This is a genomic window from Rhodococcus sp. NPDC049939 (genome assembly GCF_040656415.1).
Taxonomy (GTDB): Bacteria; Actinomycetota; Actinomycetes; order Mycobacteriales; family Mycobacteriaceae; genus Rhodococcus_F.
The window spans coordinates 174,653-198,991 of the sequence record NZ_JBFAMC010000004.1; the positions used below are offsets into that span (position 1 = coordinate 174,653).

The following is a 24,339-nucleotide window of genomic DNA, read 5'->3' on the forward strand; positions in this document are numbered from 1 at the left end:
GTCAATCGGGTCTGTCCACCGTGACAACGCGTGGGGGCAGCCCCCACTCGTTGCGGCCGAGCCTGCTGAGCGGGGCTAATTTTGCGAAGTCCGGCAGTCCGTCGTCGGCGACCGCCTCGGCTGCTACAGCGACGATAATCACATTGCCCATTACGACGAACGAGTCGCCGACCGGTAACACCTTCCTCAGCTTGCATTCGATCGCGACCGGCGATCCGGCGACTCGGGAGGGCCGTACGTGCTCGCTGGGTTCGGTCTCGATGCCCAGTTCGGCGAACTCGTCGACGTCGCCGTCGTAGTTGGCGGAACTGGAGTTGATCACCGGCATCAGTGGTTCGCTAGCGAGGTTGATGACGAATTCCCGAGTGGCCTCGATGTTTCGGAGACTGTCCTTGCGGGTGACCGATGTGAATTGGACCACGGGTGGGGTGACGCTGGAGACCGAGAAGAAGCTGTAGGGCGCCAGATTTGCCACGCCGCTCTCCGAGACCGTGGAGACCCAGGCAATCGGCCGCGGCACCACCGAGGCGGTCAGGACCTGGTGCATACGAGGTGGTGTGAGTTCGGCGGGGTCGAAGACGGTACGCATGGATTCATGGTGCAGCGTTCGCGGCGCGGCTGCGAACCCATTGGGTCGGGTCACCGTACGAGCCTTTCCGGGAGGCGGGCAGGTTTTGTGGATCTGGCAAACTCGTGGTTGTGAACCCTTCCACCGCACAAGCCACCACAGTCGTCGATGAACTGGTCCGTGGGGGAGTGCGGGACGCCGTCCTCTGTCCGGGTTCGCGGAATGCTCCGCTCGGATTCGCGCTTCAAGCAGCCGATGCCGACGGCCGGTTGCGGCTACACGTGCGCATCGACGAGCGCACCGCCGGATTCCTTGCCGTGGGCCTGTCCGTTTCGAGTGGCAGGCCTGTCCCGATCGTCATGACGTCGGGCACTGCGGTGGCCAACCTCGGTCCTGCGGTCTTCGAGGCCAATTACGCGCGCGTGCCGCTGGTGGTGATCAGTGCGAATCGTCCCTACGAGATGCTGGGAACGGGCGCCAACCAGACCATAGAGCAGTTCGGATTGTTCGGCGGTCAGGTACGCGCCGCGATCAGCTTGGGGTTAGCCGAAAGCGACCTCGGCCAGAACAGTCAGTGGCGATCGGCGGTGTGCAGGGTTCTCGCTGCGGCTCGGGGCACGCGGTCGGGCAACGCCGGTCCAGTTCAGTTCGACATCCCGCTGCGGGAACCACTCGTCCCCGACCTCCATGAGCAGGGACCGATCCCGGAGGGTCGACCGGGAGGCGCCGCTTGGACCACTACCCAAAACGCCACGCTCGACGTTCCACTGGATATCGACATCAGTGCTGACACCATTGTGATCTCAGGGCACGGGTCCGCCCTGCGACCTGAACTCGCCGGACTCCCTACCGTCGCGGAACCGACGGCGCCGCTTCACGGCTTCGGGGTGCACCCGATGGCATTGCCGCAGCTCAACCCGCGCCAGGCCATCGTCACCGGACGCCCCACACTGCACCGTTCCGTATCGAAGGTCCTCGCCGATCCGAGAGTTGACGTCTACGCGCTCACCACAGGTCCGCGCTGGCCGGATGTGTCCGGCAACGTCCTGGCCACCGGTACCCGCGCTGTGGTGACCGGCGAACCCGACATCGCTTGGATCAACCGGTGCCGCACGCTCACCGAGCACACCGACAAGGCAGTGCGCGAGCAGCTGGCCACTCACCGGAATGCGACCGGGTTGCACGTGGCGGCCGCGGTGATGGACGCCCTTTCCGATGGTGACCAGCTTCTACTCGGGGCGTCCAATCCGGTGCGCGATGCTGCGCTCGTCAGCTACCCGGCGCCACGGATCCGGGTTCTGTCCAATCGGGGGGTGGCCGGCATCGACGGCTCGGTGTCGGCGGCCGTCGGTGCTGCGCTCGCGTACCGGGATGGGCGCACCGTGGCACTGCTCGGAGACCTCACGTTCCTGCACGACGCCTCTGGATTGCTCATCGGGCCGGACGAACCACGACCCTCGGACCTGACAATCGTGGTGGCCAACGACGACGGCGGCGGTATCTTCGGGCTGCTCGAACAGGGTGATCCCCAATATTCGAGTGTCTTCGATCGGGTCTTCGGCACCCCCCACGGCATGGACCTTGCAGCGCTGTGTGCCTCCTACCGCGTGGAACACCACCTGGTCGACGTCGGTGAACTCTCCGATCGGCTGAGCGTGGCGGAAGTTCCCGGTAATGGAATCCGAGTGCTCGAGGTGAGAACCGACCGCTCAGGGCTGCGCGAGTTGCATGCCTCGGTGCGGGCGCGCTTGTGAACGCACAGATGGTCGCCCGCGTCCGGTTGGGCGTGCTGGTAACCGCGACCGGAATATCTATCCTGGCGGTTCTCCTAGTGCTGGCCGCATGGCGAAACGACCACACGATCGACTCCGACAAGGGTGTGGCTACAGCCGAGGTGCTGTCGGCGGGATCTTTGCGCTCGGCGATCATTTTCGTGACGCCCGACGGTGTGACGCACAATCCTCAGCTCGGCGTGCTCTACCCGACCAACCTGACCGTGGGCCAGCGGATCGAGGTCGAGTATGCGCGCAGTGACCCCGACCTGGTCCGGGTGGCGGGGCGCGACGCGAGAGTGGCCATCGTCCCGGCAGGGTCGGTGATCGTCGTGACGTGGCTGATAGCCGGTCCGGTGATTTGGTATCTCAGGCGGCGCGAGAATTCGGCAGCGCCTTCAACGCCTACCTCGCTGTGAGTCTTCGTAGTTCGCACATGGCTCGCGGTGCCGATACCGGTAGCAGACGCGGTTGGTAGCGTTTCGGCTGTGGCAACTACACACGGTTCGCGGGCGTCGCTCGAGAAGGATCCACATCAGGTCGCATCGATGTTCGACGCCGTCGCGAAGCGATATGACCTCACCAACACGATTCTGTCGTTCGGGCAGGATCGTAGCTGGCGCAGGGCGACACGGTCCGCTCTGCAGTTGAAGCCCGGGGAACGGGTCCTCGACCTCGCGGCGGGTACCGGGGTGTCGACCGTTGAACTCGGAAGGTCGGGTGCGTGGTGTGTGGCCACCGACTTCTCCAAGGGGATGCTGCAGCAGGGAATCCATCGTCGGGTCCCGATGGTCGCGGGTGACGCGATGCATCTGCCCTACACCGACGCAGTCTTCGATGCCGCAACGATTTCCTTCGGGCTGCGCAATGTCTCCGACTTCGACGCCGGACTCCGTGAGATCGCCCGGGTCACCAAGCCAGGTGGTCGTCTCGTCGTGAGTGAATTCTCGACGCCGGTACTCGGCCCGTTCCGAACGGTTTACATGGAGTACCTGATGAAAGCACTGCCGAAGGTCGCCCGCGCCGTCAGCAGTAATCCCGACGCCTACGTGTATCTCGCAGAGTCCATCCGCGCCTGGCCGACTCAGCCGGAACTCGCCAAACGCATCGAGGCGGCAGGATGGCGGAACGTGCAGTGGCGCAACCTCACTGGCGGCATCGTGGCTCTTCACCGTGCCACTCGTTGAACTTCAGCCGAAGAGCGGTCGCGAATCAAATCTTTGCGAAACCAGGCCCGACGCCCGCCATGCGCGGGCGGTGAGGTCGCTGTCCTCCTCGGTGACAAGGTTGCCCATGACTCGAACCGCGACGGTCATCAGCGCACGTGACCGCATTGCCGCCGGACCAGAGGCAGGCAGAATCCGTGGAGTGGTCAGCAGTCCAGCGAGTCGCCGGGCCACGGAGAACGCGCGGCCGTAGTGCTCGCGGAGAATTGCGGGCCATATTTGCGTCAGATCGTCAGCATCCACGACCTCAGCCACAAGACGACCACCCTCGAGTCCGTAGTCGATGCCCTCTCCGTTCAACGGATTCACGCAGGCGGCGGCGTCGCCGATGATCGCCCAGTTCGGGCCCGCGATACGTGAAACCGCTCCGCCCATCGGTAGTAGGGCGGACGCTACGGCCCTCAGTTCGCCGTTCCAATTCCACTCGTCGCGCCGTTGCGCAGTGTAGAGATCGAGCAGCGGCCGCAGTGCGGTCCCAGCGGGCCGTTTGGCGGTGGCCAGAGTGCCGACGCCGATGTTGACCTCGCCGGTTCCCAGAGGGAAGACCCAGCCGTACCCAGACTGCAGTGTGCCTGCGCTGTCACGAAGTTCGAGGTGTGAAGTGATCCACGGGTCCGCGCTGCGGTCGGTCGCGATGTAGGCACGGGCGGCGACGCCGTAGGCGGTACTCCGATGCCACTGACGACCCAGTTGCTTGCCGAGAGTGGATCGGACGCCGTCCGCGATGACCAGGGTTCGGCACGAGATCTCGGAGGTGCCGTGGGTGGTCTCGAGGGTGACAGCCGACACGCGGTCGCCTGCCCATTCGACTCCGACCGCTTTGGCACCTTGCACCATCACGGCGCCGCTGGTGACCGCATTAGCTCGGAGCTTGTCGTCGAGTTCGGTGCGTGGCACCGCGCTGCCGACTGAGGGGAAGGACTTGCCTGGCCACTCGAGTTCGAGTTCGTGGCCGAAGCCGCTGAGCCGAAGTCCCCGGTTGGTTCCTTTCGACCGCACCCAGTCGCCGAGACCGAGAAGATCGAGTTCCGCGACCGCACGCGGTGTGAGTCCGTCGCCGCACGTCTTGTCCCGTGGGAACACAGCGGCGTCGACGAGGACTACGTCGCGGCCTGTGCGAGCGATCCAGGACGCCGCTGAAGAACCCGCCGGGCCGGCTCCGATGACGAGGACATCGGTGGCGGCGGGGGGCGGGGGACCGGCAGGCGATTGCTTTTCTGCTAGCACGTCCACATCTTCTCAGGCCTCGCTGGGCGACCACTTCGGACCGTCCTCCACACCGCGGTGAGCCAAGCATCTGTACCTTGGCGATCCCGGCGAGAGGTGCTACCGCTAAGTTCACTAGCGTGGTACCCGAGCCGTCAACGATGGCGCCGGGTCGAGCCGTCCCTGACGACAGGAATGAGTACTGAGAACGTGAGCACCGAGGGCGCAGCACATACTGCTGCCGACGCTGTAGTAGAGACTACGGTCGCCGGGATCGATCTCGGCGACCCGCAGCTTGCCGCCACCGTCCGCGGAAGGCTGGAGCAAGTTGAGGAACTGCTGGTCAGTGAGCTTTCAGACGGAGAGGATTTCCTGACGGAAGCCGCATTGCATCTAGCGAGGGCCGGAGGCAAGCGATTCCGCCCACTGTTCACGGTGCTCACAGCGCAACTTGGACCCAACGGCTCCGACCCCTCGGTCGTCACGGCAGCCACCGTCGTGGAGTTGGTCCATCTGGCAACTCTCTACCACGACGATGTCATGGACGAAGCTTCGATGCGGCGTGGTGTGGTCAGCGCGAACTCGAGATGGGGCAACAGCGTCGCGATACTCGCGGGCGACTACCTGTTCGCACACGCCTCAAGGCTGGTCTCGACGCTGGGACCCGCTGCGGTTCAGATCATCGCCGAGACGTTCGCCGAGCTCGTTACTGGCCAGATGCGCGAGACGATCGGGCTTCGTGACGACCAGGACCCGGTCGACCACTACCTGAAGACCGTCTGGGAGAAAACGGGGTCGCTGATCGCGGCTTGTGGACGATTCGGTGGCACGTTCTCCGGTGCGGACGCGGAGCATGTCCAGCGGCTCGAACGACTGGGCGATGCAGTCGGCACGGCGTTCCAGATCTCCGATGACATCATCGACATCTCGTCGGTGTCGGCACAGTCCGGTAAGACACCCGGAACCGATCTGAGGGAGGGCGTCCATACGCTTCCCGTTCTTTACGCACTGCGTGAAGAGGGCCCCGACGCGGATCGACTGAGGGTACTTCTCGACGGTCCCATCGCCGATGACGAGGACGTCGCGGAGGCGTTGGCACTGCTTCAGCGCTCACCTGGGATGTCTGCCGCGAAGGCGAAGCTGAGGGAGTTCGGGGCCTCGGCACGTGCGCAGCTCGCCGCACTTCCCGAGGGGCCTGCCAACGACGCACTGTCCAAGCTCGTCGACTACACGATCGAGCGCGTCGGCTGAGCCGTACGGTCGGGCTGGACATGTCATAGCCCGGGTTCGTGGTCAGTGCGGGAACCGTGCGACCACCTTGCTTCGTTAAATCATCATGATCCCGAAATATGGAACGATCGAGATCGGGTGACGGCGATAGGAAGGTGAGACGTGCACTACGCAAACGGGATGAAGACTCTGGTTCTGCTGGTCGGCATGTCGGCGCTGATCGTGTTCATCGGCTCCTTGTTCAACAACCCGACCATCCTGCTGTTCGCGATCGTGTTCGCGGTGGGGATGAACGCGTACGTGTACTTCAACAGCGACAAGCTTGCGCTCAAGGCCATGCGTGCTCAGCCGGTCACCGAGGTGCAGGCGCCCGCCATGTACCGGATCGTCCGGGAGTTGGCCACTACGGCACACCAACCCATGCCGAGGCTCTACATCAGTCCGACGAGTGCGCCCAACGCGTTCGCGACAGGTCGCAATCCGCGCCATGCCGCAGTCTGTTGCACCAGCGGCATCCTGCAGATCCTCAACGAGCGAGAGCTGAGAGCTGTGCTCGGGCACGAGCTGTCCCACGTCTACAACCGCGACATCCTCATTTCCTCGGTGGCCGGTGCGATGGCCGCTGTCGTCTCCGGTCTTGCGAACTTCGCGATCTTCGCGAACATCTTCGGTGGACGAGGCGGGGGGCAGGGCGCAAATCCGCTAGTGCTGCTGCTGGTGTCGCTGCTGGGTCCGATCGCCGCGACGATCGTGAAACTTGCGGTGTCGAGGTCGCGCGAGTTTCAGGCCGACCAGTCGGGCGCCGAGCTCACGGGTGACCCCCTGGCGCTTGCCTCCGCCCTCCGGAAACTCGAACAGGGCACCCAGGCCGCTCCCTTGCCTCCCGAGCCTCAGCTCGCCGCGCAGTCGCATCTGATGATTGCGAACCCGTTCCGTACGGGCGAGAGGATGAGCCGGATGTTCTCCACCCACCCGCCGATGGCCGAGCGGATTCAGCGTCTCGAACGGATGGCGGGAATGTAGACAGCTGTGCAGCCCTAGCGAACGGTCGACGGGCCGGCGCGTTCACGCAGGAAAGTCGACTTCGTTGGTCAGCAAACGTGCGCTGACCAACGAATCGCACATCAGCGGTAGTTTACGAACTGCAGGGCGATCCCGAAGTCCTCACCTTTCAACAGCGAAATGACAGCCTGCAGGTCGTCGCGTTTCTTGCTGCTCACACGCAGCTCGTCACCCTGGATCTGTGCCTTCACCCCTTTGGGGCCTTCGTCGCGGATCTTCTTGGAGATCTTCTTGGCGTTCTCTGTCGTGATGCCTTGGACGAGGCTGCCGGACAGTTTGTAGATCTTTCCGGACTGTGCCGGCTCGCCGGCGTCGAATGCCTTGAGCGAGATGTCGCGCCGAATCAACTTTTCCTTGAAGACCTCGAGCGCGGCGACCAGTCGCTCCTCGCTGTCAGCTGTCAGAGTGATGGTTTCCTCGCCAGACCATTCGATCGATGCTCCCGTGTTGCGGAAGTCGTATCGAGTCGACAGTTCCTTGCCGGCCTGATGCAGCGCATTGTCGACCTCTTGACGGTCAACCTTGCTCACCACGTCGAAGGAAGAATCAGCCACTTCACACTCCAGGTGTTCGTCTCGTGTTTCCCCACCGAGAGTCCGGCAGGGCTTTTCCGTAAATCTCGCTCAGCCGCTTCGACGGTATCGGGTTGTAACCGTCTGTATCCACCCGGTTTGCAAAAGTGGGGGCGGTTCGTTGTATTCTTCCATCCGCAGCCAGGAGCGGGTTTTGCTCCGAACTGTAACCAGGCAGGTTGCCCGAGCGGCCAATGGGAGCGGACTGTAAATCCGTCGGCGTAAGCCTACGTAGGTTCGAATCCTACACCTGCCACCAACCGAGCCCCGGGGAGCGAAAGCTCCCCGGGGCTCGGTTGTCTGGGCCGCGATCGTCCCGACCGAGGGTTGTGACGAAACTGGGCCAGACGATGCTGGAAGTCACTGAACAGGCAATTTGGTTCTGGAAGCGTCTTCTGTGTAATCTCTTCAAGTCTTCGAACGCGCAATGATGTGCGAGCGAAGCACGCCCCCTTAGCTCAGTCGGCAGAGCGTTTCCATGGTAAGGAAAAGGTCAACGGTTCGATTCCGTTAGGGGGCTCGCTGGATTGAAGTGGGACGCGTTGTGCGCGACACTCGACACCGAGGCGGTGTAGCTCAGTTGGTAGAGCAAACGACTCATAATCGTTGCGTCGCCGGTTCAAGTCCGGTCACCGCTACACAATAGGCACGACCCAACCTGATTGATCGTAATCAGATACACCCGAAAGAAGGCATCCCGTGGCCTCCTCGACCGATGTTCGGCCAAAGATCACTTTGGCCTGCGAGGTATGCAAGCATCGTAACTACATCACAAAGAAGAACCGGCGCAACGACCCCGATCGCCTGGAGATCAAGAAGTTCTGCCCGAACTGCGGAACTCACCAGTCGCACCGAGAGTCGAAGTAACGAGATCAAGGCAGGACAGCGTTCGTGAAGGAGTTCTAGAGGCTCCCTGAGCGGACGGGCGTTCCAGGTTGGAAGGGACTGTATCGCGTGACCGATATCGATGTGACGACCGAGCCGGCGTGGACAGTGTCGGAGGCCGACGAGCCCTTGGATCCGGCCGCGCACGCGTCGGCGATGGTTGGCCATCACTACCGCGTAGAGGACTTCTACGAGGTGGGTCGCGAGAAGGTCCGTGAATACGCGCGTGCGGTGCAGGACACCCACCCCGCGCACTACGACGAGGACGCAGCGAGGGGCCTCGGGTACGACGGCCTCGTCGCACCGCTCACCTTCGTCTCGATCGTGGGTGCCATCGCGCAGCGTCGCCTCTTCGAGGAGATCGTTACCGGGTACGACCTGAGCCAGATCATGCAGACCGACCAGCGGTTCGTGTTCCACAAGCCGATCACGGCAGGCGACCGACTCTTCTGTGACGTCTACCTCGACTCGTTCCGGCAGGTCGCGGGCAGCGACATCATCGTCACCAAGAACGTCATCACGGATCAGAACGATGATCTCGTCCTGACCTCGTGGACCACGCTGGTCGGTCGAACCGGCGGTGAGGTCGACGAGAACATCGCCCACGCTGTCAAGGATGTGATGATGCATGTCGCTTCGTAAGTTCGCAGAGGTCAATGTGGGTGACGAGCTTCCCGAACGGGTGGTTACCCTGACGCGAGGGAACTTGGTTCACTACGCCGGCGTGTCCGGTGATCCGAATCCGATTCATTGGAGTGACGAGGTCGCCAAGCTGGCCGGCCTGCCCAATGTCGTCGCGCACGGGATGCTCACCATGGGCTTGGGAGGCGGATTCGTCTCGTCCTGGCTGGGCGATCCCGGTGCAGTGGCCGAGTACAACGTTCGATTCACGAGCCCAGTGTTCGTGGAGGCTCACAAGGCCGCCGCAGTGGAGTTCACCGGCAAGGTGAAATCACTCGACGAGGAAAGCAAGACAGCAGTAGTCGCGATCGTGGCGCGCTCCGAGGGAAAGAAGATCTTCGGTCGTGCTACCGCAACGGTCCGTCTGGCCTGACAGCCCGGGCGGATTGGGTTAGTTCCGGGGCTTTGAAGTACACTGAGATTTCTGGGATTACTGAGCGCTGCGCGCTGCCCTACGGTGATGTTTGGCCGGCATGGGTAGCGCGCGTGTTATGTGATCGCAGAGAGGTCGGTACGGAGCTGGTTCACCGTTAGACGGTAATCAGGTCACCCGACCAAAGGGGCGTAGCTCAACTGGCAGAGCAGCGGTCTCCAAAACCGCAGGTTGCAGGTTCAAGTCCTGTCGCCCCTGCTCCCGGATGTCAGCGACTGAGAGGAACGACGTGAGCAAGGAGCGCACCACGCGCGACGGCGACACATCAGGGTCGACGCGCCAAGATGGTGCCGAAAGCACCGAGGCCAGCGCTACCACGCGTTCCGACACTCCCTCGGGCAAGCCCACTGGGAAGCGTCAGGGGCGTCGTTCGTCGGCAGGTGTCGAGGTCGCTGCGGGTTCCGTGAAGTCTCCGGAACGCCCGAAACCGGATACCAAGGTCAAGCCCGCGAGGAAGGACCGCGCCGACAAGCCGCGCAGGGACAATATCTTCAAGCGCCTACGCCGGTTCTTCCGCGAGGTCATTGCGGAACTCCGCAAGGTCATCTGGCCCAATCGCAAGCAGATGATCACCTACACCAGCGTCGTTCTGGTATTCCTGGTGTTCATGGTGACGTTGATCGGAGTGCTGGATATCGCGGTCATCAGGGGCGTCACCTGGTTGTTCGGTTGACGGAATCCGCTTCGGCGGAGCAGAAGTATGGTGAGTGACGAGAGGAAGCGAGTGCCCCAGTGAGCACCCCCGAGTACGACACGAATGAGGCCTCGGCCGAAGAGCGTGTTTCTGCCGAGGCGGCAGCCGACGTGGATGTGGAGGCTGCCGAGGAGGGCATCGACGCCGCGGATACCGCAGCCGAAGAGGATCCGGTTGCCGAGTTCAAGGCCGCGCTGCGCAGGGCCGAGGGCGACTGGTACGTCATCCACTCCTATGCCGGCTACGAGAACAAAGTCAAGACCAACCTCGAGACCCGTGTTCAGAACCTCGACGTGGGTGACTACATCTTCCAGGTGGAAGTTCCCACCGAAGAGGTCACCGAGATCAAGGGTGGACAGCGCAAGCAGGTCAACCGGAAGGTTCTGCCGGGCTACATCCTCGTCCGTATGGAGCTGAACGACGAGTCCTGGGGAGCTGTGCGCAACACACCCGGTGTCACCGGATTCGTCGGCGCCACTTCGCGCCCGTCTCCGCTGTCGCTCGATGAGGTGGTGAAATTCCTGCTCCCGCAGCAGGAGCAGAAGAAGCCGGTCACCGCCCCGGCAGCTGCGGCGGCAGAGCCCGGTGCAGAGACTGCCGCGAAGCCACTCATCGAGGTCGAGTTCGAAGTCGGCGAGTCGGTCACCGTCATGGATGGCCCGTTCGCGACGCTTCCCGCCAGTATCAGCGAGGTCAATGCCGAACAGCAGAAGCTCAAGGTCCTCGTTTCGATCTTCGGCCGCGAGACCCCGGTCGAGTTGTCTTTCACGCAGGTCGCGAAGATCTAGCACTTACACACTTGCATTGCAGTAGCAAGAACACACCCAGCAAGAATTAGGAAACCGAGATGCCCCCCAAGAAGAAGAAGCTCGCCGGGCTCATCAAGCTTCAAATCCAGGCCGGTCAGGCAAATCCTGCGCCGCCCGTGGGTCCTGCGCTTGGTCAGCATGGCGTGAACATCATGGAGTTCTGCAAGGCCTACAACGCGGCGACCGAGTCTCAGCGCGGCAATGTGGTGCCGGTCGAGATCTCGGTCTATGAAGACCGGACCTTCGATTTCAAGCTGAAGACCCCTCCCGCTGCCAAGCTGCTACTCAAGGCTGCAGGCGTGCAGAAGGGTTCCGGTGAGCCGCACAAGACCAAGGTTGCATCGGTGACGATGGACCAGGTACGCGAAATCGCGAAGACCAAGCAGGAAGACCTCAACGCCAACGACATCGAGCAGGCCGCCAAGATCATCGCAGGCACCGCGCGCTCGATGGGCATCACGGTCGACGGCTGAGTCGTCCGACCTGACGTCGGCACGGTAGTCGAAGAAAGCGTGGGAGGGTCTGCCAGGCCCGGACCACTACTGAACCATTCACCACCGCGGTAGAAGACACATCGTGGTGAGAAGTTAGGACAGAAGATAATGGCAAAGCGCAGCAAGGCGTATCTGGCCGCCGCTGAGAAGGTTGACGCCACCAAGCTCTACAGCCCACTGCAGGCTGCGAAGCTGGCGAAGGAGACGTCGTCGAGCAAGATGGATGCGACCGTGGAGGTTGCCGTCCGCCTGGGCGTCGACCCCCGCAAGGCGGACCAGATGGTCCGTGGCACCGTCAACCTGCCGCATGGCACCGGTAAGACCGCCCGCGTCATCGTGTTCGCCGTCGGCGAGAAGGCTGCCGAGGCGGAGGCAGCTGGAGCCGACGCAGTCGGTGCCGAGGAACTCATCGAGCGAATCCAGGGTGGATGGGTCGAGTTCGACGCTGCGATCGCAACGCCGGATCAGATGGCCAAGGTCGGTCGCATCGCCCGTGTTCTCGGACCGCGTGGCCTGATGCCGAACCCGAAGACCGGCACGGTGACGGCGGATGTCTCGAAGGCTGTCGCCGACATCAAGGGCGGCAAGATCAACTTCCGCGTCGACAAGCAGGCCAACCTGCACTTCGTGATCGGCAAGGCCTCGTTCGACGACACCAAGTTGGTGGAGAACTACGGCGCCGCGTTGGATGAGATCCTGCGTGCGAAGCCGTCCTCCGCGAAGGGCCGCTACGTCAAGAAGGTCACGGTATCGACGACCACCGGACCGGGCATCCCGGTGGACCCGAACCGTACGCGCAACCTTCTCGAGGACGCTGAAGCTTAAGGGCTTCCACAGGAGTTCGCAGAATTCGGCCGGTACGAGAATCTCGTACCGGCCGAATTTTTTTGAGCGCCTGCAAGTCAGCGCTCGGTGGGACCAGATGACGCTTGTGCGGTGGTCGGCACGAGGTCGGATCCGTGGGTGACGGGGGTCCAGTTGGCGGCGGCACCCGCAATGCCGTAGGCTGCACTGCGGAGTCCAATGCAGATTGTGAACTCCACCCCAAATCATGTTCTACCGAAGACCGTTGGTGATTGCACCTGGCAAGGGTGCGATTGAAAGTCCGGGAATGCTCGGCGGCCCACGCAGGAGGACGAGGTAGGGGGATGCTCTTCGGTTGTGGTTTCGCGCCGCGATCGTATCGCTTCCTCACGCCCCGTGTGCCTGCACCGGGGCGTTTCGTATGTCGTGGCTCGGGCGCTCCGGAATCTCCCGGAAGTGCGCGGCGGTTCCGAGGTGGAACAACGACAGTCATGAGAGGAGGCGAAGTATGGCAAAGCCTGAGAAGGTTTCCGCGGTCGCGGAAATCACCGAGCAGTTCAAGGGTTCGACCGCTGCCGTGATCACGGAATACCGTGGTCTGACGGTGGGCAACATCACGACGCTGCGACGCGCTCTCGGAGAAGGTGCCACCTACTCCGTCGCCAAGAACACCCTGGTCAAGCGTGCCGCCGCAGAGGCGGGCGTCGAGGGCCTTGATGACCTTTTCGTCGGTCCGACCGCCATTGCATTCATCAAGGGCGAGCCCGTCGATGCTGCGAAGGCCTTGAAGAACTTCGCCAAGGACAACAAGTCTCTCATCATCAAGGGCGGGTACATGGATGGCGCTGCGCTGTCCGTGGACGAGGTCAACAAGATCGCGGACCTCGAGTCCCGCGAGGTTCTGTTGGCCAAGCTTGCCGGCGCGATGAAGGGCAACTTGGCAAAGGCCGCAGGCCTGTTCAACGCTCCCGCGTCGCAGGTGGCCCGCCTGGCCGCTGCGTTGCAGGAAAAGAAGGCTGCAGACGCTTCTGGCGAGGCCGCAGCCGAAAGCTGATCCGCACCCGCGCATCACTGCTAAACCCCCACCCGGTCGCGGATCAGCGACATGGGACTTACAGGAAGGACCGCCACAATGGCGAAGCTCAGCACCGAAGAGTTGTTGGACCAGTTCAAGGAGCTCACCCTCCTCGAGCTCTCGGAGTTCGTGAAGGCATTCGAGGAGACCTTCGAGGTCACCGCTGCCGCCCCGGTTGCGGTTGCGGCTGCGGGTGGCGCTCCGGCTGCAGCCGGAGCCGAAGCTGCTGACGAGCAGGACGAGTTCGACGTCATCATCGAGTCGGCCGGTGACAAGAAGATCCAGGTCATCAAGGTCGTCCGTGAGGTCGTTTCCGGCCTCGGCCTGAAGGAAGCCAAGGACCTCGTCGAGGGTGCTCCGAAGCCCATCCTGGAGAAGGTCGACAAGGCCGCTGCCGATGCCGCCAAGGAAAAGCTCGAGGCCGCAGGCGCGAAGATCTCCGTCAAGTAAGACGAGCGCTTCCGCGTCGCCCTGAGCGCAGACGACGAGGGCCATTCCCCATTCGTGGGGGGTGGCCCCGTTGTCGTCTGTGCTCTCGAACCTGCTTCGTCAACGCACTCCGAGCCGGGGTGCGCACGGGCGGCAGATCCACAGCAACAGAACAGCTTATACGTGGGCTAGGGGGACGAGCGGGAGATTGGCATCCTTCCTTACCCATGAGTAGTATGCCCCGTTACAGATGGCACTTCGATGCGATAGGGTGACCCGGCCCATATGGAGTGTGTTCGTCGGACGTCGCGGAGGTATCGGTGGGAGTCGAAGTAGCCGTAGAGGGACTGACCAAGTCCTTCGGCTCGCAGAGGATCTGGCAAGACGTCACGTTGACTCTCCCCGCAGGCGAGGTAAGTGCATTGCTGGGTCCGTCGGGCACGGGCAAGTCGGTATTTTTGAAGTCGCTGATCGGTCTGCTTCGTCCGGAGCAGGGATCGATCGTGATCGATGGCACCAACATCCTGGAGTGCTCGACCAAGGAACTGTACGAAATCCGGAAGCTGTTCGGTGTGCTGTTCCAAGACGGTGCCCTGTTCGGATCGATGAACCTGTTCGACAACGTGGCATTCCCGTTGCGGGAGCACACGAAGAAGTCCGAGTCCGAGATCCGCAAGATCGTCATGGAGAAGATGGAACTCGTCGGCCTTCTCGGGGCGGAGGAGAAACTGCCCGGCGAGATCTCCGGTGGAATGCGCAAGCGTGCAGGCCTTGCCCGTGCGCTGGTCCTTGATCCGCAGATCATTCTCGTCGACGAGCCGGACTCCGGCCTGGACCCGGTGCGCACCACCTACATCAGCCAGACGCTGATCGACATCAACGCCGAGATCGACGCGACGATCCTGATCGTTTCACACAACATCAACCTGGCGCGCACGGTGCCGGACAACATCGGCATGCTTTTTCGCCGGCAGCTGGTGATGTTCGGGCCGCGAGAGGTGCTGCTCACCAGTGAGGAGCCGGTGGTCAAGCAGTTCCTCAACGGCACGATGATCGGGCCGATCGGAATGTCGGAGGAGAAGGACGAGGCGCAGATGGCGCACGAGCAGGCGCTGGTCGACGCCGGGCATCACGCTGGTGGCGTGGACGACATCGAGGGAATCGTCCCGCAGATGAGGGCGACCCCCGGGATGCCGTTCCGTCAGGCTGTCGCCCGCAGGCAGGAACGAGTGCGGCACATCATGCACACATTGCCCGAGAGTGCACAGATCGCTATCCAGGAAAGCCTCGACGAGACTCCCAGCGTCGACGACTATGCCTACAGCCAGGACGAGACGCAGGTCATCCCTGTATATCAGGGCGAAGGGTACGAAAACACCACTAGCGGGCAAGGTTAGGCACAAAGGATGGCTCTTACCCGCAACTCGGTCTTGCGGCCGGTCGACGGCGCGCTGACGCAGGCCGGCAACATAGTCGAACTTTTCATCGAGGTCGTGCGCAACGCGTTCAAGCGGCCGTTCCAGTTCCGTGAGTTCATCGAACAGGCCTGGTTCATCGCGAGTGTCACGATTCTGCCGACAGCGCTGGTCGCAGTTCCCTTCGGTGCAGTGGTGTCACTGCAGACCGGATCGCTGATCAAACAGCTTGGTGCAGAATCATTTACGGGAGCGGCCAGCGTGCTCGCCGTCATCCAGCAGGGCGCACCGATGGTGACTGCACTGCTCGTGGCGGGTGCGGCCGGTTCAGCGGTCACCGCGGATCTCGGTGCGCGGACGATCCGCGAAGAGATCGACGCCATGGAAGTTCTCGGTATCAACCCGATTCAGCGACTCGTCGTCCCTCGGGTGCTGGCCATGGTTCTCGTCGCGGTTCTACTCAACGGCCTTGTGTCCGTGGTCGGTATCGTCGGCGGCTACTTCTTCAACGTCGTCCTCCAGGGCGGTAACCCCGGTGCGTACCTCGCCTCCTTCTCGGCGTTCGCGCAACTTCCCGACCTCTGGGTCGGTGAGTTGAAGGCCGCTGTCTTCGGTCTCATTGCGGGCGTGATTGCTGCGTACAAGGGACTCCACCCGAAGGGCGGGCCGAAAGGCGTCGGCGAAGCGGTCAACCAGTCGGTGGTCATCACCTTCTTGTTGCTGTTCTTCGCGAACCTGATTCTGACCATGGTGTACCTCCAGATCGTTCCGGCGAAGGGATCGTGACCCGATGACAGTCGCAAAGGGCCGCGGTGACCGGACTCTGATGACCGCACGACGAGTCGGTCGTGCACCGCTGAATGCGCTCGATCAGGCCGGCGACCAGATGTCCTTCTACGCCAGGGCAATCGCCTGGCTTCCCCACACACTCGTGCACTTCCGCAAGGAAGTGCTCCGACTGCTCGCGGAAGTCACGTTCGGCACGGGCGCCCTCGCCGTCATCGGTGGCACCATCGGAGTCGTCGCGATGATGTCCGGCTTCACGGGCGTCGTTGTCGGACTGCAGGGCTTCGCGGCGCTCGAACAGTTGGGCAGTTCGGTCCTCACCGGCTTCCTGTCCGCGTACGTCAACACTCGTGAGCTCGCTCCGGTCGTTGCGGCGCTGGCGCTCTCGGCAACTGTCGGCTGTGGGTTCACCGCTCAGCTCGGTGCCATGCGGATCTCGGAAGAGATCGACGCCCTGGAGGTCATGGCGGTGCCGAGCGTGCCGTTCCTCGTCACTACTCGCATGATTGCGGGGTTTGTCGCCGTCATCCCGCTCTACATCGTGGGCCTGCTGGCTGCCTATCTCGCATCCCGCACCATCGCCACGGTGTTCAACGGTCAGTCGACAGGGTCGTACGACCACTACTTCAACCTGTTCCTACCACCGCAAGACGTCCTCTACTCCTTCGTGAAGGTGCTGATCTTCGCCTTCGTGTTGATCCTGGTCCACTGCTACTACGGCTACCACGCGTCCGGCGGTCCCGCTGGAGTGGGTGTGGCCGTCGGTAGGGCGGTCCGTACGGCGATCATCACCATCGCCCTTCTCGACTTCTTCGTGAGTCTCGCCCTCTGGGGCACGACTACCACAGTGAGGGTGGCCGGATGAGCAACACCGTGTCAGTTGTGCGCAAAAGAGTGCTGGGACTGGTGTTCTTTCTGGTTCTCGCGCTGTTCCTGACCGTCACCATCGGTATATACAACAAGTCGTTCACCAAGGTCGTCGAGGTCGATCTCCTCACCGACTCCGCCGGAAATTCCCTTCCCTCCAACGCAGACGTCAAGGTCCGCGGTCTGATCGTCGGTGAGGTCCGATCGACGTCAGCCAGCGAAGGTGCGGTCACCCTGTCTCTGGCCATACAGCCGGACAAGGCGGAGTTGATCCCGGTCGGTTCGACGGCGCGCCTGCTGCCCAAGACATTGTTCGGTGAGCGCTACGTGTCGCTCATCCTTCCGGAGGAGATCGGCGCTCCCTCGATCCAATCCGGTGACACGCTGCATCAGGACAAGAGCGGGAACGCTATCGAGATCGGCGAAGTTCTCGACAATCTGCTTCCGCTACTCCAGGCGATTCCGCCGGACGATTTGGCGAATACACTGGGCGCCCTCGCCCAGGGCCTGAGCGGGCGCGGCACCGAACTCGGTTTGTCGATCGACCGTCTCGAAGAGATCTTCAGTGGACTGAACACCGAACTTCCGGCAATCCAAGCGGATCTGCGCGGCCTGGCGGACTTCTCGCAGACGTACTCCGAGGCTGCGCCCGATCTGGTCGACGCGCTCGACAACCTGCGAATTACCGGAAATACCGTCGTGGAGAAGCAGAACGAGGTCTCCACACTGCTCGCTTCGCTGACCGGTACCTCGACGAGCACCGCGGATCTCCTGCGGACCAACGCGGATTCGATCGTCGGTTTCGCTGCAGATTCACGCGAGGCACTGCAACTTCTCGGTCGCTACTCACCGACCTTCGGTTGTGCTTTCGCAGGATTCGCGAAGACTGCACCAACCGCTCTCGAATTGCTGCGTCTCGACGATCCGTATCCGGGCGCACGGGCCACCATTCAGTTCGTCAACCCGAAGGGTCGATACCTGCCCAACCAGGATGAGCCACGGCTGCTCGACGACCGTGGACCCGCCTGCTATGACGATGTGACAGCACCCGGCGGACACTTCCCGCAGTATCCAGGCGGGTCTTCGTACAACGACGGCGCCTACCAGGTTCCTTCCCGTAATCCGGGCCCGTCGAGCATAGAGTTCTTGCCTCCGCCCGCCGGTGTCCCCGACCAGGTCCCGGGGTACGGAGCCGAGGTCACGCCGGCCAGTTACGCAGGTTCGAAGATGGAACAGGACACGTTGGACGTTGTCTACGGCGAGGCCGGCGGTATCGCGCCTGAGGACGTGCCGAGTTGGACGACGCTCGTCGGTGCGCCGGCCATGAGGGGGACCGAGGTGAGCTTCAAGTGAAGAGCCTGGCAGCGCCACTGACCAAGCTGATCGTCTTCGCTGTGGTCACCATCTTGGCGACAGGTCTGCTCGCGGCCACCATTGCCAACCTAGGCGGTGGGGGCGGTACCAAGTTCAACGCGATCTTCTCGGATGTCACCTCGCTGAACGAGGGAGATGAGGTCCGAATCGCCGGTGTGCGAGTGGGTCAGGTAGAGAACATCGCGATCCACAACGAGCGTGAAGCGAAGGTCGAGTTCACGGTGGCGGAACGAGACTGGCTTCCGGCCGGCACCACCGCAACCATCCGGTTCCGGAATCTCGTGGGGCAGCGCTACATCGCACTCGAACAAGGCGAGGGCCCGCAGGATGTGCGATTGACTGGTGGCGACACCATTCCGATCGAGCGGACGAATCCGGCCGTCAACCTCACCACATTGTTCGATGGATTCCGGCCCCTGTTCCAGACCCTCAGCGCAGACGACGTGAACAAGCTGTCCTACCAGATCATCCAGGTGTTCCAAGGTGAGGCGGGAACGATAGAGGATCTCGTCAGGAACACGGCAAGCCTCACCAATACGATCGCCGACAGAGATCAGGTGATCGGTACGGTGATCGACAACCTCAACAACGTGCTGGCCACGGTGAATCAACGTGACGATGAACTCGATTCGCTGATCGTCAACACTCAGCAACTCGTCACGGGGTTGGCAGCCGAGCGGGATACGGTCGGATCGGCGGTGACCTCTCTCGCGGGACTTACCGACGCGACGGCCGATCTACTCGAACCGACCAGGCCCTCGATCACCGAATCCATCTCGTCGCTGAACACGTTGGCCACCACGCTGAATCGCAACTCTGAAACGCTCAACGGTGTCCTCGGGACGCTCCCGGTCAAGCTCGAAAAGCTGGGTCGGGTAGCGAGTTACGGATCCTGGTTCCAGTTCTACCTCTGTGGGATCGACATCGTCGCAGGGCCAGGTACCGCGCCCCAGTTGAACTTGCCCACCGGCCTGCCCACCATCAATGAGCCGATTTACACGAACTCGGCGAAACGGTGCACTCAAGAAGGGCTACAGGAGTTGCAATCACGATGAGCAGACGTCGCAGCCCGGCGGTGGCTGGAGCCCTCGGCATTCTCGTAGTGCTGTTGGTCACGGTCTCGGCCTTCTTCCTCGACTCGTTGCCGATCGTCGGCGCCGGATCGACGTACCATGCCCAGTTCAAAGAGGCAGCGGGTCTCAAGCCCAACAATGAGGTCCGGATCGCTGGTGTCAAGGTCGGAAAGGTCACTTCGGTAGAACTCGACGGTGACCGCGTCGATGTGGCATTCAAGGTGTCGGATGCGTGGGTCGGCAACGAGACGTCGGCCTCGATTCAGATCAAAACGGTTCTCGGCCAGAAATATCTAGCCCTCGAGCCGCGTGGTTCGAAGACGTTGAATCCACGCGATGTGATCCCCTTGGAGCGCACCACTTCTCCGTACGACGTGATCGAGGCTTTCTCGGCGACCGCTGAGACAGTTGGCGACATCGACTCCGATCAGCTCGCGGAGAGCTTGACGACGCTGTCTCAGGCCTTCGAGGGGACACCTGCTGAGTTCCGGGCATCGCTGGACGGCGTGAGCAGGCTGTCACAGACGATCGCGAGTCGCGACCAGGAACTGCGGAAGTTGTTCGAAGCGACCAGCCAGACCACGACGATCCTCGCGGACCGCAATGCCGAGTTCAACCGATTGATCGGTGACGCCGGACCGCTGCTGGCCGAGCTGAACTACCGCCAGCAGGCGATTTCGCAATTGTTGACCGGAACGCAAAGGCTGTCAGTGCAATTGACCGAACTGGTTCGTGAGAATGAGGAGGCCTTCGGCCCCGCGCTCGAACAGCTCAATGGCGTTGTCGAGATCCTCAAGGAAAACGACGAGAACCTGGCCCGGGCAACCCAACTGTACGAGCCGTTCATTCGCCTTTACACCAACGTGGTCGGCAACGGCCGCTGGTTCGATCAGGCCGTTGTGAATGTCTTGCCGCCGTCGATACCTGATTTTTCCGGCACGCGTGAACCCAGCCGTCGGTTGGAAGGTAACTGATGATAGACGTCCTGAACGCAGCAGCTCGCGGTGGACGCCGCCGCTTGATCGCGCTCATCGCCGGCATCGTTGTCGCAGCGCTGGTGATCACGGGCGGAGTGTGGTGGCTGTTCGCCCGAGCAGGCACCACGAAGATCACCGCTTACTTCGACAAGTCGGTGGGCATCTATCAGGGCTCCGATGTTCGTGTCTTGGGCGTGAAGGTCGGGTCTGTCGACAGCGTCGAACCGCAGGGCGAACAGGTGAAGGTCGAGATGCGGGTCGATCGCGGAGTGGACATTCCCGCAGACGCGAAGGCTGCCCAGATCACTCCATCCGTGGTGTCCGACCGCTACATTCAGCTCACGCCCGTCTACACGGGAGGGGCGAAGATGGAGAGCGGCACGATCATCGAGCGTGGGAACACGGCTACTCCCGTCGAGGTGGACCAGCTGTACGAGAGCATCGATCAGCTCTCGAACGCTCTGGGCCCGAACGGCGCGAACAAGGACGGGGCGCTGTCGCAGTTCATCGAGACCGGCGCCGCAAACCTCGACGGAAACGGAGAGGCGCTGGGAGAGAGCATAAGCAACCTTTCAGACGCAGCCCGTACGCTGAACGAGGGTCGCGGCGACCTGTTCGACACCGTCAAGAACCTCGAGGTGTTCGTGGGTGCGCTGGCGGCCAACGACCAGCAAGTTCGCGAATTCAATTCGCAGCTCTCGGATCTCACGGGTTTCTTGGCGGGGGAGCGGGAGAACCTCGGTGTTGCCCTCCACCAACTGGCGATTGCGCTCGGTGACGTGGCGAGGTTCGTGGCGGACAACAGGGAGATAGTTGCGAAGAATGTGGACGACTTGGTTCCGGTGACGCAAACGCTCGCAGACAACCGAACGGCTCTGGTCAACTCGCTGACCATGCTTCCGCTGGCCATCAGTAACCTGGCCAACTCGTACGATGCGGAGTCAGGAACCCTGGCCTCGCGTGTGGCATTGCCGGATCTGGAGAATCCTGCCGCCCTCTTGTGCAAGCTGATCGACCTAGGCCAGCTCAAGCCCGGCGATCCGCAGTTCGAGCAACTCGGACGGCAGATGCAGCCTCTGATCGACAACTGCATGACTATCGCCTCGGATATCAAGGGAGCGACATCGTCTCCGTCGCTTGTGCTTCCGTTCGGAATCATGAGTGGGGAGAACATCCAGCGGATGGTCACGCCCGGCACGGTGCCAGGTGTCGTGTCGCCGCGACTAGAAGGTGTGCTGGGTGGTGAGGGCCAGTGAAGCGGCCGATAATTTTTGGAGCCGGTGCTTGTGCATTGGCTGTCGCAGTGAGTTCCTGCTCGTCCGAGGGGATCTACGGAATTCCTCTGCCGGGAGGGCCTGAAATCGGCAGCAATCCCATGCATCTGACGATCCAGTTCGAAGATGTTCTGGACCTCGTGCCGCAGTCGGCTGTAAAGGTCGATGGGGTTCCTGTGGGCCGGGTCGAATCGATCAAGGTGGCACCAGATGGGTGGACGGCCGACGTCGAGGTCGTTATCGACTCTTCGGTCGATCTTGCGGCCAATACGATCGCTGCAATAGATCAGACCAGCCTGCTCGGCGAGAAGTTCGTGCAGCTGTCCGAACCACCAGGTGACAAGGATCCCGAGCGACTGGAGGACGGCGACAGGATCGATCTGGACCGAACCCGGCAGGCCACCGAGATCGAGCAGGTATTCGGTGCGCTGTCGTTGCTTCTCAACGGTGGCGGTGTGGGCCAGCTGCAGCCGATCGTGCACGAACTCAGCGCCGCCCTCGACGGGCGTGAGGATCGAGTGCGGGGATTGCTCGAACAGGCGAACACCCTCATAGACGGTCTGAACCAGCAGCGCGACGACATCACGCGCGCCCTCGACGGTCTCGGGACGCTGACCACGCGAGTCGATGAACAGAACGAGAAGATCGGGCTCATCCTCGACGAGCTTCCGATTGCGGCCGACGTACTCAACGAACAGCGTCCGCAGCTCACCCAGCTGCTCGTGCAGTTGGACCAGCTCGGCGCAGTCGGGACCGACGTGATCAATCGGTCGAAGGATGATCTGATCGCCGACCTCCTTGCCCTCCGTCCGACGTTGAGGGCACTCGCCGAATCGGGCGACGACCTGCCGAATTCACTCGCATTCATACCGACGCTCCCATTCCCGGACGGTATCGAGAAGCTCGCGCTCGGCGGATCGGTGAACCTGTTCCTGTCGATCGATCTTCAGATCGGCAACGCGCTGAGCGCCCTCGGAGTCGGTCAGGGCGACCCGGTGTACGTTCCACCGAAGTTCGGCGAACCGAAGCCGATCGTCGACCCGTCGAACCCGTACTACAACGGCAATGGCCCGAAACCAGGTTGGCCAACCGTGTCGCTACTTCCGATTCTGCCGACGATTCCCGCCCCGACGCCTGTGTCGGACCCGAATCTTCCCGAAGCGGCACCCGCGGACGGCGAGGATGACATCCCAGCAGGCGAGTCGGAGTCTCCGCAGAATCCGCTCACAGGACTGCTCGAACAGTTCGGAATCGGAGGTGGGCAATGAGGTCGCGAGTGGTCAGGATCCAGCTCGTCGCGTTCGCCGTCGTGGCGGTGCTCGGGTTGGTCTACGTCGGAGCCAAGTATGTCCGACTCGACAACTTGCTCGGGTTCGGTGAGTACGACGTGAACGCGCAGTTCAAGGACTCGGGCGGAATCTTCACCAACGCCGAGGTCACGTATCGCGGTGTTCCGGTCGGTCGCGTGGGCGAGCTATCGCTCACCTCGACCGGTGTCAACGTTCAGCTGAAGATCTCCAACAGTTGGTCGGAGATTCCGGCGTCGGCCAAGGCGGTGGTCGCCAACCGGTCCGCGATCGGAGAGCAGTACGTAGACCTCCAGCCTGACAGCGATGAAGGCCCCTTCCTCCGCAATGGCTCGGTGATCGACCAGGACGACACCACTACACCTGTTGCCGTGGAGGAGCTGCTGTTGGCTACCGACACCCTGGTCAAGTCAGTGCCGATCGATCCGCTGCGCACAGTCGTCACCGAACTGGGAGCGGCTTTCGACGGAAGGGGTGACGATCTGCAGACGTTGGCGGACTCGCTCTCGGCCTTGTCGCAGGATGGGCTCGACGTACTCCCGCAGACGTTGTCCCTGATCAGAGATAGTGAGACGGTGCTAGCGACGCAGACCGATCAGTCGTCGGCGATCGTGCAGTTCAGCTCGGACCTGGACGCCGTTGCAGCACAGCTCCGGACCAGTGACCCCGACATCCGCTCGATCATCGACCAGGGAATTCCGGCGAGCGACGAGCTTGGAAGGCTGGTGGATGAGACCGGTCCGAACCTCACCACCGACTTGACGAACCTTGCCGCACTGGCAGAAGAACTGGGTCCACGGGCAATCGCTCTCCGTCCCATCCTGATATTCCTGCCGGCCATCGCCGCGTCCGCGGGAACCGTGGCACCGGGGGATGGAACGGTGCACCAAGGCATCGTCTTGGAAACCAACAATCCACCTTCGTGCACCATCGGCTACGAAGGGACCTACGAGATCCTGGCCGAGATGAAGCGGCAGGACCCGGACTTCGACGACACCCAGCAGGACTTCCCCTTCAACACCGAGGCAAGTTGCGATGTGCCCCAGGGCAGTGTGACTGGCGTGCGTAGTGCAGACCGAATCGTGTTCGCCGATCCGGAAACGATTCAGCCATGGGACTACAAGCCGAAGGCCATGCCCGACACCCTCAACCTGAACCCCATCGCTACGCAACTCGCACCGCTCCTCGGCGTTACCCCCAAGTAGCATCGGTCTCCACCGGGCGTGAGTAGAAGAAAACGATAAGTAGGGTATTGGCGTGACGCGAACTGCCACCGACCCGGAGTCAGCACAATCTGCTCCGGGGAAGAACACAACTCTCAATGCA

At 62.3% G+C, this 24,339-nt stretch carries 26 protein-coding genes and 4 tRNA genes; 27 read left to right on the plus strand and 3 right to left on the minus strand.

Features of this window, described 5'->3' with window-relative positions:
* Nucleotide 1: 1 nt before the first annotated feature.
* Entirely contained in the window at nucleotides 2-589 is a 588-nt protein-coding gene (locus tag AB0I57_RS15740; RefSeq protein ID WP_358336902.1) for a flavin reductase family protein, read from the minus strand.
* Nucleotides 590-699: 110 nt separating this feature from the next.
* On the opposite strand from AB0I57_RS15740, the gene menD reads away from it, so the two are divergent.
* The 3 genes from menD to AB0I57_RS15755 all read left to right on the plus strand — a co-directional run bounded on the left by menD (nucleotide 700) and on the right by AB0I57_RS15755 (nucleotide 3,527).
* Nucleotides 700-2,322 carry a 2-succinyl-5-enolpyruvyl-6-hydroxy-3-cyclohexene-1-carboxylic-acid synthase gene (gene menD / locus AB0I57_RS15745; protein WP_358336905.1) on the plus strand — a complete coding sequence of 541 codons (1,623 nt, stop codon included), beginning with the start codon at nucleotides 700-702 and terminating at the stop codon, nucleotides 2,320-2,322.
* Nucleotides 2,319-2,759: a DUF3592 domain-containing protein gene (locus AB0I57_RS15750; RefSeq protein ID WP_358336908.1), complete on the plus strand. Its 441-nt coding sequence runs from the start codon at nucleotides 2,319-2,321 to the stop codon at nucleotides 2,757-2,759. Before menD ends, AB0I57_RS15750 begins: the two co-directional genes overlap by 4 nt.
* Nucleotides 2,760-2,828: 69 nt before the next feature.
* Entirely contained in the window at nucleotides 2,829-3,527 is a 699-nt protein-coding gene (locus AB0I57_RS15755; RefSeq protein WP_358336911.1) for a demethylmenaquinone methyltransferase, read from the plus strand.
* Between the two features lie 3 nt (nucleotides 3,528-3,530).
* Here the strand turns inward: AB0I57_RS15755 and AB0I57_RS15760 are convergent, their stop codons facing one another.
* Nucleotides 3,531-4,793, minus strand: a complete 1,263-nt coding sequence (locus tag AB0I57_RS15760) for a geranylgeranyl reductase family protein (RefSeq protein ID WP_358336914.1) — start codon at nucleotides 4,791-4,793, stop codon at nucleotides 3,531-3,533.
* A 174-nt stretch (nucleotides 4,794-4,967) separates the two neighbouring features.
* On the opposite strand from AB0I57_RS15760, the gene AB0I57_RS15765 reads away from it, so the two are divergent.
* Both AB0I57_RS15765 and htpX read left to right on the plus strand, forming a co-directional pair.
* Nucleotides 4,968-6,023 (plus strand): polyprenyl synthetase family protein, encoded by a 1,056-nt coding sequence (locus AB0I57_RS15765; RefSeq protein ID WP_358336917.1) that lies wholly within the window; start codon nucleotides 4,968-4,970, stop codon nucleotides 6,021-6,023.
* Between the two features lie 141 nt (nucleotides 6,024-6,164).
* A complete protein-coding gene (htpX, locus tag AB0I57_RS15770; protein WP_358336920.1) occupies nucleotides 6,165-7,025 on the plus strand; it encodes a zinc metalloprotease HtpX in 861 nt (286 codons plus the stop codon).
* Between the two features lie 101 nt (nucleotides 7,026-7,126).
* Here the strand turns inward: htpX and AB0I57_RS15775 are convergent, their stop codons facing one another.
* Entirely contained in the window at nucleotides 7,127-7,618 is a 492-nt protein-coding gene (locus tag AB0I57_RS15775; protein WP_358336923.1) for a YajQ family cyclic di-GMP-binding protein, read from the minus strand.
* Between the two features lie 191 nt (nucleotides 7,619-7,809).
* Here AB0I57_RS15775 and AB0I57_RS15780 point away from each other — a divergent pair.
* From AB0I57_RS15780 to AB0I57_RS15885, 22 genes are all read left to right on the plus strand, one after another.
* Nucleotides 7,810-7,895 (plus strand) — tRNA-Tyr (locus AB0I57_RS15780).
* 188 nt (nucleotides 7,896-8,083) lie between these two features.
* Nucleotides 8,084-8,156, plus strand: a tRNA-Thr gene (locus tag AB0I57_RS15785).
* Nucleotides 8,157-8,201: 45 nt separating this feature from the next.
* Nucleotides 8,202-8,274, plus strand: a tRNA-Met gene (locus tag AB0I57_RS15790).
* Nucleotides 8,275-8,335: 61 nt separating this feature from the next.
* Complete coding sequence (rpmG, locus tag AB0I57_RS15795) at nucleotides 8,336-8,503, plus strand: 50S ribosomal protein L33 (protein WP_005252089.1); 168 nt, start codon at nucleotides 8,336-8,338, stop codon at nucleotides 8,501-8,503.
* A gap of 174 nt (nucleotides 8,504-8,677) precedes the next feature.
* Nucleotides 8,678-9,163, plus strand: coding sequence for a (3R)-hydroxyacyl-ACP dehydratase subunit HadA (hadA, locus tag AB0I57_RS15800; RefSeq protein ID WP_358337530.1), 486 nt, complete (start codon nucleotides 8,678-8,680; stop codon nucleotides 9,161-9,163).
* Complete coding sequence (gene hadB, locus AB0I57_RS15805) at nucleotides 9,150-9,575, plus strand: (3R)-hydroxyacyl-ACP dehydratase subunit HadB (protein ID WP_358336925.1); 426 nt, start codon at nucleotides 9,150-9,152, stop codon at nucleotides 9,573-9,575. Before hadA ends, hadB begins: the two co-directional genes overlap by 14 nt.
* A 185-nt stretch (nucleotides 9,576-9,760) precedes the next feature.
* Nucleotides 9,761-9,833, plus strand: a tRNA-Trp gene (locus AB0I57_RS15810).
* A 31-nt stretch (nucleotides 9,834-9,864) separates the two neighbouring features.
* Nucleotides 9,865-10,308, plus strand: coding sequence for a preprotein translocase subunit SecE (gene secE, locus AB0I57_RS15815; protein ID WP_358336928.1), 444 nt, complete (start codon nucleotides 9,865-9,867; stop codon nucleotides 10,306-10,308).
* Between the two features lie 59 nt (nucleotides 10,309-10,367).
* Nucleotides 10,368-11,117: a transcription termination/antitermination protein NusG gene (gene nusG / locus AB0I57_RS15820; RefSeq protein ID WP_358336931.1), complete on the plus strand. Its 750-nt coding sequence runs from the start codon at nucleotides 10,368-10,370 to the stop codon at nucleotides 11,115-11,117.
* Between the two features lie 59 nt (nucleotides 11,118-11,176).
* Nucleotides 11,177-11,611 carry a 50S ribosomal protein L11 gene (rplK, locus tag AB0I57_RS15825; protein ID WP_005252095.1) on the plus strand — a complete coding sequence of 145 codons (435 nt, stop codon included), beginning with the start codon at nucleotides 11,177-11,179 and terminating at the stop codon, nucleotides 11,609-11,611.
* A gap of 129 nt (nucleotides 11,612-11,740) precedes the next feature.
* Nucleotides 11,741-12,457 (plus strand): 50S ribosomal protein L1, encoded by a 717-nt coding sequence (rplA, locus tag AB0I57_RS15830; RefSeq protein WP_358336934.1) that lies wholly within the window; start codon nucleotides 11,741-11,743, stop codon nucleotides 12,455-12,457.
* 487 nt (nucleotides 12,458-12,944) lie between these two features.
* Nucleotides 12,945-13,490, plus strand: coding sequence for a 50S ribosomal protein L10 (gene rplJ, locus AB0I57_RS15835; protein ID WP_358336937.1), 546 nt, complete (start codon nucleotides 12,945-12,947; stop codon nucleotides 13,488-13,490).
* Between the two features lie 78 nt (nucleotides 13,491-13,568).
* A complete protein-coding gene (rplL, locus tag AB0I57_RS15840) occupies nucleotides 13,569-13,961 on the plus strand; it encodes a 50S ribosomal protein L7/L12 (RefSeq protein WP_358336940.1) in 393 nt (130 codons plus the stop codon).
* Nucleotides 13,962-14,260: 299 nt separating this feature from the next.
* Entirely contained in the window at nucleotides 14,261-15,337 is a 1,077-nt protein-coding gene (locus AB0I57_RS15845) for an ABC transporter ATP-binding protein (RefSeq protein WP_358336943.1), read from the plus strand.
* Nucleotides 15,338-15,346: 9 nt separating this feature from the next.
* Entirely contained in the window at nucleotides 15,347-16,141 is a 795-nt protein-coding gene (locus AB0I57_RS15850; RefSeq protein WP_358336946.1) for an ABC transporter permease, read from the plus strand.
* A 4-nt stretch (nucleotides 16,142-16,145) separates the two neighbouring features.
* Nucleotides 16,146-17,006, plus strand: coding sequence for an ABC transporter permease (locus tag AB0I57_RS15855; RefSeq protein WP_358336949.1), 861 nt, complete (start codon nucleotides 16,146-16,148; stop codon nucleotides 17,004-17,006).
* The gene (locus AB0I57_RS15860) at nucleotides 17,003-18,361 is read left to right on the plus strand and encodes an MCE family protein (protein WP_358336952.1); all 1,359 of its coding nucleotides are present in this window, start codon (nucleotides 17,003-17,005) and stop codon (nucleotides 18,359-18,361) included. Before AB0I57_RS15855 ends, AB0I57_RS15860 begins: the two co-directional genes overlap by 4 nt.
* Nucleotides 18,358-19,437, plus strand: a complete 1,080-nt coding sequence (locus tag AB0I57_RS15865) for an MCE family protein (protein WP_358336954.1) — start codon at nucleotides 18,358-18,360, stop codon at nucleotides 19,435-19,437. The genes AB0I57_RS15860 and AB0I57_RS15865 overlap by 4 nt, the downstream gene beginning before the upstream one ends.
* Entirely contained in the window at nucleotides 19,434-20,429 is a 996-nt protein-coding gene (locus AB0I57_RS15870; protein WP_358336957.1) for an MCE family protein, read from the plus strand. Before AB0I57_RS15865 ends, AB0I57_RS15870 begins: the two co-directional genes overlap by 4 nt.
* Nucleotides 20,429-21,688 (plus strand): MCE family protein, encoded by a 1,260-nt coding sequence (locus tag AB0I57_RS15875; protein WP_358336960.1) that lies wholly within the window; start codon nucleotides 20,429-20,431, stop codon nucleotides 21,686-21,688. Before AB0I57_RS15870 ends, AB0I57_RS15875 begins: the two co-directional genes overlap by 1 nt.
* On the plus strand, nucleotides 21,685-22,974 hold the full coding sequence (locus tag AB0I57_RS15880) for an MCE family protein (protein ID WP_358336963.1): 1,290 nt from the start codon (nucleotides 21,685-21,687) through the stop codon (nucleotides 22,972-22,974). Before AB0I57_RS15875 ends, AB0I57_RS15880 begins: the two co-directional genes overlap by 4 nt.
* The gene (locus tag AB0I57_RS15885; RefSeq protein WP_358336966.1) at nucleotides 22,971-24,218 is read left to right on the plus strand and encodes an MlaD family protein; all 1,248 of its coding nucleotides are present in this window, start codon (nucleotides 22,971-22,973) and stop codon (nucleotides 24,216-24,218) included. The genes AB0I57_RS15880 and AB0I57_RS15885 overlap by 4 nt, the downstream gene beginning before the upstream one ends.
* Nucleotides 24,219-24,339: the final 121 nt, after the last annotated feature.